The organism is Candidatus Magnetominusculus dajiuhuensis (assembly GCF_046044395.1).
GTDB classification, from domain to species: Bacteria; Nitrospirota; Thermodesulfovibrionia; order Thermodesulfovibrionales; family Magnetobacteriaceae; genus Magnetominusculus; species Magnetominusculus dajiuhuensis.
In genome coordinates this window covers 31,687-46,034 of the sequence record NZ_JBJUSG010000012.1, presented here as the reverse complement: position 1 = coordinate 46,034, position 14,348 = coordinate 31,687, and the positions used below count along the sequence as shown (strand labels likewise).

Sequence of the window (14,348 nt, the reverse complement as noted above, 5' to 3'; positions counted from 1 at the left end):
TAAGTAAGCGGTAGTTGCTTAGTTTGTTGCCATCCTTGTCCCTTTCTGTCATTCCAGACAACAGACGGTAAGACCCTTCTTTATCAGGGCTTCGTTAAGAGCTTCGACAATGGCAAGGTAGGCCGTGCCGAACGCTTCACGAACCGGTTTTTGCCAAGGTAGATATTGTCTTCAATGGCGGCGGCCTTGAGCAGACCTCTTGCGTTTTCCATGTACCCGCAGCGCTTCCCCCGCTGTGTGTGTCTTAGACGGTCTCACTGCTCCCATGCTTAATTATACGCTTTCCATGATGTCCGTGTCAATATCGGTAGTTTTTTCGTGAGGCAATTCGTGCAATGGATTTGTAACGCCATATATGTTATAATCCCAACAAATATAATGCTGTACCCATTGACTTCCAATGGTACGGAGTGTTCATATGTAAAATGACGTAATAGAGACGGGGGTTGCGGTGGCTGTGGACTCTAAAACTCGGATTCTTATTCTCGGCGGCGGCTTTGGCGGGATTTATACCGCTATGGAACTCTCTAAATCCATTGCCCGGCGCGCCTCTGGCGATATCGAAATCTCCATGGTCAACAAAGAAAACTACACTGTTTACACCCCTATGCTCGGTGAGGTCATCTCCGGCAGCCTCTCTCCACTTGATGTCTCCATCGCTATCCGGGACCTCTGCCCACGTATCAATCTCTTTGTTCAGGGTGTCGAACATATTGATTTCGATAGAAAGGTCGTCATCACATCCATCAACTCATCCTCCGTAAAAAACGAAATCCCTTACGACCATCTCGTCCTCGCCCTAGGACTCGAAGATAACTTCTCCATCGTTCGTGGACTCTCCGACCACGGGTTTCATTTCAAAAACGTCGCCGACGCCCTCATACTACGCTATCATATCATTGCCATGCTTGAACAGGCTGATACAGAAACAGACACCGCTAAACGGCGCAGGATGCTCACGTTTGTCGTGGCCGGCGGGGGATTTTCCGGCGTGGAGGCAATCGGTGAAATGAACGACTATGTGCGCGGCACCGCACGAAGATACAATAATATCAAAGACGATGACATTAAAATGATCCTCCTGCACGGCTATGAAAGGATATTGCCAGAATTCCCGCCCTCTTTAAGTGATTACGCATATAATATCCTGAAGAAAAAGAAAATTGATATAAGGTTAAACGTGTTCATAGAGGCCGTAACCGACGACGGGGCTGTACTGAAAGGCTCCACAGTAATTCCAACTAAGACCGTCGTGGCCACTATAGGAGGCGCGCCAGGAGCGGTATTGAAGGCGCTTCCCCTGAAAAAAGAACGCGGCAGAATCATTGTAAACCAGTACCTTGCCGTTTCAGAACTGCCTGATATCTGGGCACTCGGCGACTGCGCGTATATTATGGATAATAATACGAATAAACCCTGCCCACCAACGGCACAATTCGCCGTCCGCGAAGGCAAACGCCTCGCCCATAATATAATAGCCGAAATTGATAACCGTCCCAAACAGCCCTTCTCATTCAAGGACCTCGGTATGATGAGCGCCCTGGGACATCACTCCGCCGCCGGCGTAGTCCTCGGCTTTAAGGTCTCAGGGCTTATAGGCTGGATGATGTGGAGATTCGTTTATTGGTCAAAACTGCCCGGCACTGTCAGAAAAATTCGCGTGGCCTTCGACTGGATACTGGATTTCGTCGTCCCCCCTGATATCGTTAACATCAACTTAGACCCCACGGAAAATATATCTAAAATGCACTTCGAACCGGGTGAGATGATATTCAACGAGGGCGACCCCGGCGACAAGGTGTTTGTTATATTAAGCGGCGACGCGGAGGTACTAAAAGGCACAACCCAAAACCCTATCGGTGTTCTCACAATCGGAGACTGCTTCGGCGAAGGCGCCCTGATGTACGATAAACCCCGAAGCGCCTCCGTGCGAACCGTGACCGCCGTGGATGTTCTCACCGTTGAGAGAAAGGCGTTTAAGGCGCTCTTTACAAATGTCCCGGTCCTGCGGGAGGCATTCGAAAGTATCATCTACAAGCGTAAGGACATTGCGTAGTTTGGGCAGAGTGATATGAAGAAATCACTTTCCCCATAATATTTTTCGCCTGTAACAAAAAAAATGGTTGAATAAAAGCCGCCTAATCTGTTAGCTTATAGAATTGATACATTTGCGGCACTCAGATAATTTGCACGGTGGCATAAAATAATTAGGTGGCATAAAATAATCAGGTGGGATGGATAAATCAGGATAAAATAATATGTGGCCAATTAAACCGGATACTGATAAAGAACATGGCTTGCCTGATCCAAATCGGGTAAAGCTGGATGAGATAGACGAGCAGATAATCGCCCTGCTCAACAGGCGCGTCGAGGCGGTCGCGGAGATAACCAGTGCCGCCACCGATGTCGGCGAGGATACCAGGGCGCTCTTTAACCCCAGTAAAGAGATGGAACTGATTGAGAGGTTGCAAAAGCTCAATACCGGCTCCTTCCCCAACGACGCGATAAAGACTATCTTTAAGGAGATATTCTGCGCCACCTTGTCCCTTGAACATCCTGTGACAGTCGCCTATCTGGGGCCTCAGGCAACATACACCCATCAGGCCGCCCTGAAATACTTCAGCTCCACATGCAAGTACATCTCCGCGGACAGCATCAGGGAGGTTTTTGAGGTGGTGGAATCCGGCAAGTGCAGCTTCGGAGTTGTGCCAATCGAAAACTCAAACGAAGGCGCGGTTAACTATACCCTTGATATGTTCGTTGACTATAATTTAAAGGTGTACGCCGAGATACTTCTGTCTATAAACCACCATCTGTTGTTAAAATCCACCGACGGAGAGATAAAAAAGATATACTCCCATCCCCAGGTCATAGCGCAGTGCCGCAAGTGGCTTGAAAGGAATATGCTTGGCGTGCCAATATTTGAGGCCGGCAGCACATCCCAGGCCGCCGCAATCGCGGCAGAGGAAAAGGGTGTGGCGGCTATTGGCAGCGAGCTGGCCGCTAAAATATACGACCTGAATATCATTGAAAAAGGCATCGCAAACGTAAAAGACAATGTTACAAGATTTCTCGTTATCTCTAAAGAGGCCCAGGGCAGCACCGGCAACGACATGACATTAATTATGTTTACCGCAAAAGACCAGCCCGGCTCACTTTACGAGATACTGACCCCGTTTAAGAAACAAAAAATTAATCTCACACGCATAGAATCCAGGCCGTCGAAGAAAAAGGCATGGGATTATATATTCTTCGCCGATATGGAAGGACATATTGAAGATAAGAAGGTGAAAAAAGCCCTTGATGATGTTAGAAAACACAGCGTATATCTTAAAATTCTGGGTTCGTATCCCCACATGGAGACCATTGAAAGGTAAATCCCTGGCCATCCTATCAGCCCAGTTGCCCTCAAAGAGGTGGGAGACATGTCTGGAGGTAAGAAAAGACTTTGCTTAAAGTACCGCAATATGTTGATAAAATAACGCCATATGTGCCTGGCAAACCTATCGAAGAGCTGGAGAGGGAGCTTGGCATAAGCGGCTCTGTGAAGCTCGCGTCAAACGAAAACCCCCTTGGGCCGTCGCCGCTTGCAATTGACGAGATTGCTAAACATACCGGCACACTCCACAGATACCCCGACGGCGGGGCCTATGCGCTTAGGTCAGCGTTGGCAAAGGTTCACGGCGTTGATATTGAAGAGGTTATCGTAGGACAAGGCTCAAACGAACTTATTGATATTGCCATCAGGGCGTTTCAGACACCGGGGGATGAGACAATAATGGGGTCTCCCTCGTTTGTTGTTTACTATATTTCCTCGGCAAAGTCCGGCGGACTTCCCGTGCAGGTACCCCTTACAAAGGACTACCGGCTTGACTTAAAGGGCATGGCAGACAAAATCACAAGCAAGACAAAAATAATCTGTATAGCCAATCCAAACAACCCTACGGGGACAATTGTAACGAAGGATGAGCTTGGGCAGTTCTTCGCGGGGCTGCCCGATAATATCCTGGTCATAATGGACGAGGCATATTATGAGTATGCCGCTGACAGTGCGTCGTATCCAGATTCTATGGATTATTTCAGAGACGGCAAGGATATTCTTATTCTGAGGACGTTTTCAAAGGCATATGGGCTTGCCGGCCTTCGAATAGGCTATGGCATAGCGAATAAGACGATAACCGGGGCTATGAACAAAATACGCGAACCGTTTAATACCTCGACATTGGCGCAAATGGCTGCCATCGCCGCCCTCAAAGATGTGCAACACGTCAGGCGCGCCGTTGAGATAAACGCCCGGGGCATGGCCTGGCTCCACAAGGAGCTGAAGGCGCTTGGGATAGATTTTGTCCCGTCTCACACAAATTTTATCTATATGGACTTAAAAAAAAATGCAATGGAAATATATAATAGGTTATTGAAGCTGGGCATGATTATACGGCCTATGGGTTTGGCAGACACTACCACTATTAGGGTAACAATCGGTCTGCCGCCAGAAAATGAAGAGTTTATTCGCACACTTAAGGAGGTATTATAGATGGACATAGTAGTGTTAAAAAAATCGGCCTCGCAGGACGAGATAGATAACATACAGAAGCGGCTCGAGCAGAAAGGGCTTGCGCTCAACGTATCAAAAGGCACCGAAAGGACGATTATCGGTGTAATCGGCGATACGTCGAAGATATCTGAGGAGGAAGTTGACTCTGTGAGGGCGATGTCAGGTGTTGATGAGGTGATGAGGATAGTAAAACCGTATAAGCTGGCAAGCCGGGATTTCAAAAAGGAAAACACGGTAATAGATGTTGACGGCCTGAAAATCGGCGGAAACAGGATACACATAATAGCCGGGCCGTGCGCAATAGAAGGCCGCGATATCCTGCTGTCAATAGCGCAGAAGGTCAAAGAAGGCGGGGCGTCCTTTGTCAGAGGCGGGGCTTTTAAGCCGCGCACATCGCCCTATACATTTCAGGGCATGGGCGAGGAGGGGCTACAGATACTGCTTGAGGCAAAGAAACTCACCGGAATGCCCATCGTTACAGAGTTGATGGACCCACGGGATTTGACCCTGATGCTCAAATACACGGACATAATCCAGATAGGGACGCGCAATATGCAAAACTTCAGGCTGCTGCTTGAAGTCGGCATGGTTGACAAACCGGTGCTGCTAAAACGCGGCCTTGCGGCAACAATAAAAGAATGGCTGATGGCCGCCGAATACATAATGTCAAGGGGCAACCACAAGGTAATACTCTGTGAACGCGGGGTAAGGACGTTTGAGACGGCAACAAGAAACACGCTTGACCTAAGCGCCGTTCCCGTGTTGAAACAACTGACCCACCTGCCCGTCATAGTTGACCCGTCACATGCCGTAGGCAGATGGGACTTAGTGAAACCGATGTCGCTGGCCGCGGTGGCGGCGGGTGCCGACGGTCTTTTGATAGAGGTGCATACGAAGCCGGAGGAGGCGTGCTCCGATGGTGAGCAGTCGCTGAAGCCCGATGTGTTTAACGATTTGGTGAAGAGTTTACGGCTGGTGGCTACCGCCGTAGGAAGGGAAATATAGAGATATATGTGAGGAAGGATTGTTTTTTGAAAAAACGGCGATAATCGGCGTCGGCCTGATAGGGGCGACGGTGGCCCTCGCCATGAAAAGGCATGGAATCACGAGGAGGATATGCGGTTTCGGAAGGAATGAGGCGAATCTGAAAAATGCCCTCTCAATGGGCATAATAGACGAGTACGCGCTTAATCTGAATGACCTGTCCGAGGGGGCCGACCTCGTAGTGTTTGCCGCCCCTGTGCGCGCGTTTATGGCAATAGCCGGTGGGATTTCCCCTTATCTGAAGGCCGGTGCGATAGTCACTGACGTTGGAAGCGTAAAGGGCGCACTGGTTTATGAAATGGAGGCCGCCATGCCAGAGGGTGTGGCCTTCGTTGGTGCCCATCCCATAGCCGGCAACGACAAGTCCGGCATAGACGCGGCAAACCCCGACATCTTCATGGGGGCTAAGTGCATAATAACTCCTACGATTAACACCGATAAGACTGCCTGCCAGACGATAACCGCCATGTGGAAACTCTTTGGCTGCAAAGTAGAGGAACTCACACCCGAAATGCACGATGAGATATTGTCCTCCATCAGCCATCTGCCGCATATCGCGGCATATGCCCTCGTCAATGCCGTGCAGGAGATAAACCCGGAGTATTTCGGTTACTCAGGGCCGGGCTTTATGGATACCACACGCATCGCTATGAGTTCGGCGGAGATATGGCGGGATATTTGCATATTAAATAAAGAAAATATACTCAAGCACTTAAATGCCTATAAACAGCAGATTGAACAGATGATAGAAGATATAGAGAATTCAAACGAGGCATCGCTGACAGAAGAGTTTAAGAAATCGGGCGATGTGCGAAGAAAATTGAAAACAAATATCGTGACATTGAATAATACTAAGGCGCTAAGGGGAGAGATGATGCCTCCCCCTGATAAATCCGTATCACACAGGGCGGTGTTTTTCTCATCACTGGCCAATGGCAGGTCAAGGGTGGGGAATATCCTGAGGGCTGCCGACACTCACTCCACAATAGCCGCCTTTGCCGCGTTAGGGATAGGCATAGATAAGGAGGCCGACGGCTCGTTGCTGATATCCGGGCGCGGACTTCACGGCCTTAAAGAGGCACAAGGCATGATAGACTGCGGCAACTCCGGCACCACGGCGAGATTGCTCTGTGGGCTGCTTGCCGGCAGTAAGTTTTTTTCAGTTTTGACCGGTGATAAATCCCTGAGCAGTAGGCCAATGGGCAGAGTAATAGTGCCGCTTGAGAAAATGGGTGCCTCAATCAAGGCTAGCGGCGTTAAGAGCAACCTCCCCATGGCAATAAGCGGAGGCCATCTTAGGGGGATAACATATGAAATGCCGATAGCCTCGGCACAGGTCAAATCTGCCGTCCTGCTGGCCGGGCTCCTTGCCGGTGGTGAGACAACAGTGGTAGAGCCGGTAAAATCCCGCGACCATACAGAGAGAATGCTTAAAGCATACGGGGTGGATGTGGGCATAAACGGCCTCAGGGTAACTGTCAAAGGAGGCACTGAACTTTATCCGCGCGACATGGTAGTACCCGGCGATATTTCCTCTGCGGCCTTTTTCATTGCCGGTGCGCTGATGGTGGAAGGCTCCGGGCTGCTCATCAAAGACGTCGGACTAAACCCCACGCGAACCGGTTTTATAGACATAATAAAAAAGATGGGCGCGGATGTGAAGGCTCTTGATGAGAGAGAGGTCTCCGGTGAGCCGGTTGGCAGTCTGCTTTGCAAATACACAGATAAGCTCCTGCCCATAACATTGACAAAAGAAGACATCCCATCCATGATAGACGAGTTTCCAATTCTCTGTGTGCTGGCAACGCGCGCCACCGGCGTGACAGAGATAAGAGGCGCGCATGAGCTGAGGGTAAAAGAATCGGACAGAATATCAGCCATTGTTACAGAACTACGAAAGATGGGCGCGAAGATAGAGGAATACGAAGACGGGGTGGCAATCGAAGGCCCTGTTAACCTTAAAGGCAGTAACCAGTTGCAAAGTTACGGCGACCATAGAATTGCTATGGCGCTTTCAATTGCGGCCATCGCAGCGGAAGGGGAATCGGTAGTCCACGGCTCTGACGCGGTGAATATCTCATACCCCGAGTTTTACGATACACTTAAGAGGCTTACACGTTGACAAACACAAACGGCAAGGGAAAAGTAATCGCGATAGACGGCCCGGCTGGCTCAGGCAAGAGCACTGTGGCACGGGCGCTTGCCGCGCTCATGGGGTTTGATTATCTGGACACGGGTGCCCTTTACAGGGCTGCGGCGATTAAACTGGTCAGCGCCGGAGTCAGTGAAGACTCAGGCGACGACTTGCTGTCCTCTGTCTTGCGCGGCACATTAATAGAGTTTAAAAATGGGGTTGTATATCTTGACGGCAAGGACGTATCAGAGGAAATCAGGACACCGGAGGCAGGGCATTACTCCAGCGTGTTTTCAGCAATGAAGCCTGTGAGAGACTTTCTCCTTGAGATACAGAGGAATGTCGGCGGCACAAACGGCTCAGGCGGCATAGTTGCCGAAGGCAGGGATATGGCAACTGTCGTGTTTCCTGAGGCGTGGAGGAAGTTTTATGTAACAGCGGATGAGCCTACGCGCGCCCAAAGAAGGTATGCCCAGTTAAGAAAAAAAAATGCTGGCGTAACGCTGTCAACTGCCCAATCGGATGTTGCCTCAAGGGATGACCGCGACACGAAAAGGGCAATCGCGCCGCTTACTAAGGCCCCCGGTGCCATAGAAATAGACACTACAAATCTCTCCATAGAGGAGACATTAGAGAGGATTATGAGGGAGTTATGAAAGAGATATTGAAGGTATTTTATAGGATATGACTCACTCCACGACATTTCTAACTGAGCTTTCTAACCAAGGAATAGTGGATTTACCCGTAGTCTGTCATTCCGGCTTGTCCAGAATCTTATTTGGCTTGAGGATGTCGTGGAGAGACAGATTCCGGACAAGCCGGAATGACGACAAGACAAGCAGGGTGGATACAATTTTTTGTCGTGGATACAATTTTCTGTCGCGGAGTGAGAGAATATGACCATAACAGTGGCGAAAATGGCCGGTTTTTGTTTCGGCGTAAAGAGGGCGGTGAACATGGCGTTTGACATGGCCTCCAGCAAGAACGGCGTTTATACGTTAGGCCCGATAATCCACAACCCCCAGGTAGTGGCGAAGTTAAAGGAACGGGGGATAGAGGATGTGGAGGAGCCGACCGAGGACATGAAGGCCATAATAATAAGGACACACGGCATACCCATAGAGACCTATGAAAAAATACAGGCGATGGGGATAGAAATAATAGACGCGACATGTCCCTTTGTAAAAAAGGCACAGCAATATGCTAAACTGTTAAGAGAGGAAGGTTATCAGGTTATAGTGCTTGGCGACAAGCACCACCCTGAGGTGAAATCCATAATGAGTTACGCGGGGGCGGATGTCTCCGTAGTAAAAGATGGAGAAACCCCTGAAGGGCTGAAACCCCGTGTCGGCGTGGTAGTGCAGACGACACAACCTGTGGATGCCCTAAAAAGGCTGCTTTCAAACATAGTAGATAAAATAAAAGAGATTAAAGTGTATAATACCATATGTAACTCAACGGCATTGAGATTGAAAGAGACGAATGAGATGTCAGGCGATGTGGATATAATGATAATAGCCGGCGGCAAGAACAGCGCCAATACGACGCAATTGGCCAACCATTGCGTGTCTCTGGGGGTATGTACATATCACATAGAGACGGCCCTGGAGCTGCAGCAGCATTGGTTTGACGGAGTCGCTCATGTCGGAATAACCGCGGGTGCTTCGACGCCCGATTGGATAATACAGGAGATAATAGAAAGAATTAATCATATAGGGGGCAAGACAGGTAATGGAAGTTCAAAATAGCGATCTGGAACAACTGTACGCAGGGACATTTCGAAGCATCGAGTCCGGTATGATAATGACCGGCAAGGTCATATCAAAAAAGTCCGACGCCATTGTCGTTGACATAGGCTATAAATCGGAGGGATTTATTCCGATTGACGATTTTACGCAGGAAGAGCTTGATGAGCTGAAAGAAGGCAGCGACATAGAGGTACTTGTGTCCTCGATAAGGGACTCTGAAGGGACCATAACACTGTCTAAGAGCAGGGCCAAGATACTGAAGACACAAAAAATGTTGCAGCAGTCCTTTGACGAGGGCGCAATCATAGAGGGTAAGATAGTGGAAAGGACAAAGGGTGGGTTCTTTGTTGATGTGGCGGGCGTGAAGGCATTTCTGCCCGGCTCTCACTACGATGTCAGGCCACTAAGGGCAGCCGACGATGTCGTAGGGCAGCAGTGCCGCTTCAAGGTGCTAAAGCTGAACAACAAATTGAATAACGTAATAGTATCAAGGCGCGCGGTAATAGAAGAGGAAAAGAAAAAGAAAAAAACCCAGACCCTGTCAAATATCAAAGAGGGCGTGGTAGTAAAAGGCGCGGTGAAAAACGTAACCGACTACGGGGTCTTTATAGATTTAGGCGAGATAGACGGCCTCTTACACATATCAGACATATCATGGGGCAGGATAAACCACCCGACTGATTACTTCAACGTTGGGGACGAGGTGGAAGTGCTTGTGCTGAAATATGACCAGGACTCGGAAAAGGTTACGCTTGGCTACAAGCAGAAGAAGTCTGACCCGTGGCTTGATATAGAGACCAGGTATACCGAGGGAAAGCTGGTCACGGGCAAGGTCGTAGGCATAACCGACTACGGCGCGTTTATCGAGCTGGAGGAGGGTGTGGAGGGGCTTGTGCATGTGTCAGAGCTTGATTGGTCAGCACGGCCGGGGCATCCATCGAAGTATCTGGAGATAGGCGACTCAGTTGATGTGGCCGTCCTGAAAATAGAGAACAATCAAAGGCGCATATCGCTTGGCATTAAACAGCTCAAGCCTAAGCCGTGGGAACTTGTAGCCGAGCGCTACGCGGTAGGGCAAAAGGTCTCTGGCAAGGTCAGGACGATAACAGATTTTGGTGTGTTTGTCGGAATGCCGGAGGGGATAGACGCCCTGATTCACATATCTGATATATTCTGGACAAAGCACATAAAGCACCCGTCTGAGGTGTTTAAACTACGGCAAAAGGTGGAGGCCGTTGTGTTGAGCCTTGAGCCGGAGAAAAAGCGGATGCTCCTCGGAGTAAAGCAGTTGAAGCCCGATCCATGGACAACCGAGATACCGCAGAGATTTAAAATAGGCAGCGACGTCAGTTGCAAGGTGCTCAGGGTAAGCGAATACGGCCTGTTCGTGGAGATAGAGGACAGCGTGGAAGGGCTGGTCTATGCCTCAGAGATAATCAAAAACGCCGAGGAGGACTATGTGGAAGGCTCTATTGTGCAGGCAAGGATAATCAAGCTGGATTTTGAACAACGAAAAATAGGGCTGAGCATGGTTGCCACTTCAGATTCGAGACGCCGTGATGAGTCGCCGGACAAGGCAAACGAAGAGACAACAGACGAGTAATGAAAAAGATAGTCTTCTTTTTTATAGGGCTGTTTGTCCTGCTCGCCGTTGTAAGTCTCGCGCTGACGCTGGTTGGAAAACGCATCCCTCTTGGTGAGAAAATAGCCCTGATAAAGGTGGAGGGGATAATACTGTCCTCAAAAGAGACGGTAAAAGAGTTGAAGAAATACAGGGAAGACCCATCAATAAAGGCAATAGTGTTGAGCGTTGACAGCCCCGGAGGGTCGGTAGTGCCCTCACAGGAGATATATGAAGAGGTAAAAAAGACAAGCGCTACCAAAAAGGTGGTAGTATCAATGGGCGCTGTGGCCGCCTCCGGTGGATATTATATCAGCGCGCCCGCCACAAAGATAATGGCCAACGCCGCCACCGTTACCGGCTCAATAGGGGCGTATATGGAGACTGTCAACATAAGCGCCCTGATGGATAAGATAGGCATAACAAGGGAAGTAGTAAAGAGTGCCAAATATAAGGATATGGGCTCATTATACCACGGGCTTGGACCAGATGAGAGGGCAATGTTTCAGGGATTGCTAAACGACATACACAGCCAGTTCGTAGAGGCTGTTGCAAGCGGCAGAAAGATGCCCTTAGAGAAGGCGGAGGCACTGGCCGATGGAAGGATTTTTACAGGGCGCCAGGCGCTGAGGGCCGGGCTTGTGGATAAAATCGGCACCCTGCAAGACGCAATCAAAGAGACGGCCACCCTTGTCGGCATAAAGGGACAACCTAACGTAGTCACAAAGAAGGACGATTTTTCAGTTACAGAACTATTTTCTAATAAACTTGTGAGTGATCTTTTTGTAAAGGTATTTCCTTTATATAAATTTAATTACCTAATGACAAACTGAGGGGGGCGTATGACCAGATCAGAATTGATTGAACTCGTAACGCAGAGGACGCCGGGTTTGACGCGTGTGCAGACAGAGATAATCGTAGAGGCATTTTTCCAAAGCATCATAGATGCCCTGACCAGGGGCGAGAAGATTGAAGTCAGGGGTTTTGGAAACTTCAGATTGACCAAGAGAAGCCCGCGCAAGGCACGAAATCCCAAGACAGGGGATATTGTTGATGTCCCCGCCAAAAATGTACTCCATTTCAAGATGGGTAAAGAACTCAGAGAGCTGATAAACAAGAAGCGGTAAACTCTCCCGCCGCCTTGCTATGGTCACCCGGAGCCGTTGATGACAAGGAGAGACTTTCTGACAGGAACTGTCAAGGTTGTTATATCTGCGCTTGTCACGGGTGTTATGGCGGTGGCCGCGTATTTTATGTACCCGGCAGGACTAAGGTCGAGGGCAATGGTGTATTGTGATTGTATGGACGAGGATGCACTGCCTAAAAAGGGTGTGAAGCGCGCCGAATACCGTTATACGCAAAAAGGAAGAGAAATGGCGGTCGGCGTATTCATAGTCAAAGACGACAACGCTGTCTATGCCCTCTCCCCTGTGTGTACCCATCTGGGGTGTCTGGTGAACTATAACAGGCACAAAAACGAATTCATCTGCCCCTGTCACGGCGGCAGGTACGACGCCAGTGGAAAGGTCATATCAGGGCCGCCACCAGGGCCTCTGGCAAGGCTGCCCCTGAAGATAGAAAATGGCAGGGTATATATAGGCGTTATGTTACCAGCAGCGGCGGCGGCATAATGGGCAAAGCCTTTGACTGGTTGGACAAAAAGTTCAGGATTAAGGCGCCCCATAAGGGGTTTCTGAGGAGGCGTCTGCCCCCCGGCCTTAGTTATTTCTACTGCCTTGGGGGTGCCGCGTTTACGTCTTACCTGATTTTATTCATAACCGGCCTGATGCTTTCCCTGTACTACATTCCCTCGGAGATGGAGGCCTATGAAAGCGTCTTGACAATCCAGAGGGAAGTCCATCTTGGGTGGCTTATTCGCAGCGTTCACAAGTGGTCTGCCACGCTGTTAATTGTGTTCATCCTTTGCCATACCATCAGGGTGTTCATATCAAGGGCATATAAATCACCTAAGGAGTTGAACTGGATAGTGGGATGTCTGACGTTGGTGTCGGCGTTCGCGTCGGGATTTACGGGATACCTCCTGCCGTGGGACCAAAAGAGCTACTGGGCAACCACGGTAGGCACATCTATGGCCGCAACAATACCCATGATGGGCAGACACCTGATGTACCTCATACGCGGCGGCATGGATGTCGGCGGCAGTACGCTTATCAGGTTTTATAGCTTTCACGTCCTGTGGCTACCGGTAACAATGGCGGTGCTGCTATGGGCACACTTTCACATGGTAAAGCGCCTGGGAATCAAGGGCAGGTTGTGATACGTAAGTTACAGACAAGTGAATAATTTATCAAAAACCAGACAAAAGAATCCTATTTGTCTAATGTTCAAAAAACATCGTAAGCGCCGCAAATGGTCGCTGTCTCTATTTTGCGACGTCATCGTTGTTCTTGACAATAACTGGTTCAACCAGTAAGATATGAGATATGAACAGACGAAAATTGCTTAAAGAAATCATTGGTAATTCTAAGAATATAAGATTCTCAGATATGGTAAATCTTGTTAGAGGTTTCGGTTTTGTACTATCAAGAACTGAAGGCAGCCACCACATATTCGTCTGTCCTGATATTGCTGAACTCGTGAACATTCAGAATGTCAAAGGCCAGGCAAAACCGTATCAAATACGCCAGTTCCTGAAACTGGTTGAACAACATAACCTTAAACTGGAGGATGAGTAATGCGCGATTATCATATAAATATTTTCTATTCGGAGGATGACAACGGATACATCGCTGATATCCCCGACCTTGAGTCATGTTCCGCATTTGGCGAGACACCTGATGAGGCATTGCATGAAGTTCAAAAGGCCAAAAAACTATGGCTTGAGGCTGCACAGGCAGCGGGAAAGCCTATCCCATCGCCAGAATATAAGCCGGTTATCTATCAGGCGGCGTCAGCTTGAACATGAAAGATAAGGATAATAGGCCAGCGCTCACTTCCCTCATTGTTTTGCTGTTGAGGAGATAGGCCGTTTCTTTCTCAGACTCAATTTCACGCCGCCATATGCTAATCGGCACGATGCCCCCTTTAACTTCTCCAGCCTCGTCAGATATGTACTGAATATCTAATTGGTTAATATATACTCCTAGGATCAAAAAAATAACGTTCTGATTTATTATAGCAAAAAGCTGTCATGTCTTTCACCCTCTGGCACCCTCTACCACAAGGCAAATTTGTTCTAACGAAAAAAACAAGTTTTCATGGGAAGTTGCAATGATTTCCAGACTG

At 49.0% G+C, this 14,348-nt stretch carries 15 protein-coding genes; 14 read left to right on the top strand and 1 reads right to left on the bottom strand.

Going from position 1 to position 14,348, the window contains the following annotated elements:
- Positions 1-83: 83 nt before the first annotated feature.
- Positions 84-212, bottom strand: coding sequence for a hypothetical protein (locus tag AB7D94_RS03305; RefSeq protein ID WP_420264303.1), 129 nt, complete (start codon positions 210-212; stop codon positions 84-86).
- A gap of 245 nt (positions 213-457) precedes the next feature.
- Here AB7D94_RS03305 and AB7D94_RS03300 point away from each other — a divergent pair, with 245 nt between their 5' ends.
- From AB7D94_RS03300 to AB7D94_RS03235, 14 genes are all read left to right on the top strand, one after another.
- Complete coding sequence (locus AB7D94_RS03300; protein ID WP_420264302.1) at positions 458-2,056, top strand: FAD-dependent oxidoreductase; 1,599 nt, start codon at positions 458-460, stop codon at positions 2,054-2,056.
- Positions 2,057-2,258: 202 nt separating this feature from the next.
- Positions 2,259-3,377 (top strand): prephenate dehydratase, encoded by a 1,119-nt coding sequence (gene pheA, locus AB7D94_RS03295; RefSeq protein WP_420264301.1) that lies wholly within the window; start codon positions 2,259-2,261, stop codon positions 3,375-3,377.
- Positions 3,378-3,448: 71 nt separating this feature from the next.
- On the top strand, positions 3,449-4,534 hold the full coding sequence (gene hisC, locus AB7D94_RS03290) for a histidinol-phosphate transaminase (RefSeq protein WP_420264300.1): 1,086 nt from the start codon (positions 3,449-3,451) through the stop codon (positions 4,532-4,534).
- Entirely contained in the window at positions 4,535-5,560 is a 1,026-nt protein-coding gene (gene aroF / locus AB7D94_RS03285; protein WP_420264299.1) for a 3-deoxy-7-phosphoheptulonate synthase, read from the top strand.
- Between the two features lie 19 nt (positions 5,561-5,579).
- Complete coding sequence (gene aroA / locus AB7D94_RS03280) at positions 5,580-7,721, top strand: 3-phosphoshikimate 1-carboxyvinyltransferase (RefSeq protein WP_420264298.1); 2,142 nt, start codon at positions 5,580-5,582, stop codon at positions 7,719-7,721.
- Complete coding sequence (gene cmk / locus AB7D94_RS03275; protein WP_420264297.1) at positions 7,718-8,389, top strand: (d)CMP kinase; 672 nt, start codon at positions 7,718-7,720, stop codon at positions 8,387-8,389. Before aroA ends, cmk begins: the two co-directional genes overlap by 4 nt.
- 240 nt (positions 8,390-8,629) lie before the next feature.
- Positions 8,630-9,481, top strand: coding sequence for a 4-hydroxy-3-methylbut-2-enyl diphosphate reductase (ispH, locus tag AB7D94_RS03270; RefSeq protein WP_420264296.1), 852 nt, complete (start codon positions 8,630-8,632; stop codon positions 9,479-9,481).
- A complete protein-coding gene (locus AB7D94_RS03265) occupies positions 9,465-11,084 on the top strand; it encodes a 30S ribosomal protein S1 (protein ID WP_420264295.1) in 1,620 nt (539 codons plus the stop codon). Before ispH ends, AB7D94_RS03265 begins: the two co-directional genes overlap by 17 nt.
- Positions 11,084-11,935, top strand: coding sequence for a signal peptide peptidase SppA (gene sppA / locus AB7D94_RS03260; protein ID WP_420264294.1), 852 nt, complete (start codon positions 11,084-11,086; stop codon positions 11,933-11,935). Before AB7D94_RS03265 ends, sppA begins: the two co-directional genes overlap by 1 nt.
- A gap of 9 nt (positions 11,936-11,944) precedes the next feature.
- Positions 11,945-12,229, top strand: coding sequence for an HU family DNA-binding protein (locus AB7D94_RS03255; protein WP_420264293.1), 285 nt, complete (start codon positions 11,945-11,947; stop codon positions 12,227-12,229).
- 39 nt (positions 12,230-12,268) lie between these two features.
- A complete protein-coding gene (locus AB7D94_RS03250; protein ID WP_420264292.1) occupies positions 12,269-12,733 on the top strand; it encodes a Rieske (2Fe-2S) protein in 465 nt (154 codons plus the stop codon).
- Positions 12,733-13,380 (top strand): cytochrome b N-terminal domain-containing protein, encoded by a 648-nt coding sequence (locus AB7D94_RS03245; protein WP_420264291.1) that lies wholly within the window; start codon positions 12,733-12,735, stop codon positions 13,378-13,380. Before AB7D94_RS03250 ends, AB7D94_RS03245 begins: the two co-directional genes overlap by 1 nt.
- A gap of 166 nt (positions 13,381-13,546) precedes the next feature.
- A complete protein-coding gene (locus AB7D94_RS03240) occupies positions 13,547-13,798 on the top strand; it encodes a type II toxin-antitoxin system HicA family toxin (RefSeq protein WP_420264290.1) in 252 nt (83 codons plus the stop codon).
- Positions 13,798-14,022: a type II toxin-antitoxin system HicB family antitoxin gene (locus tag AB7D94_RS03235; protein ID WP_420264289.1), complete on the top strand. Its 225-nt coding sequence runs from the start codon at positions 13,798-13,800 to the stop codon at positions 14,020-14,022. The genes AB7D94_RS03240 and AB7D94_RS03235 overlap by 1 nt, the downstream gene beginning before the upstream one ends.
- The last annotated feature ends 326 nt before the right edge of the window (positions 14,023-14,348 follow it).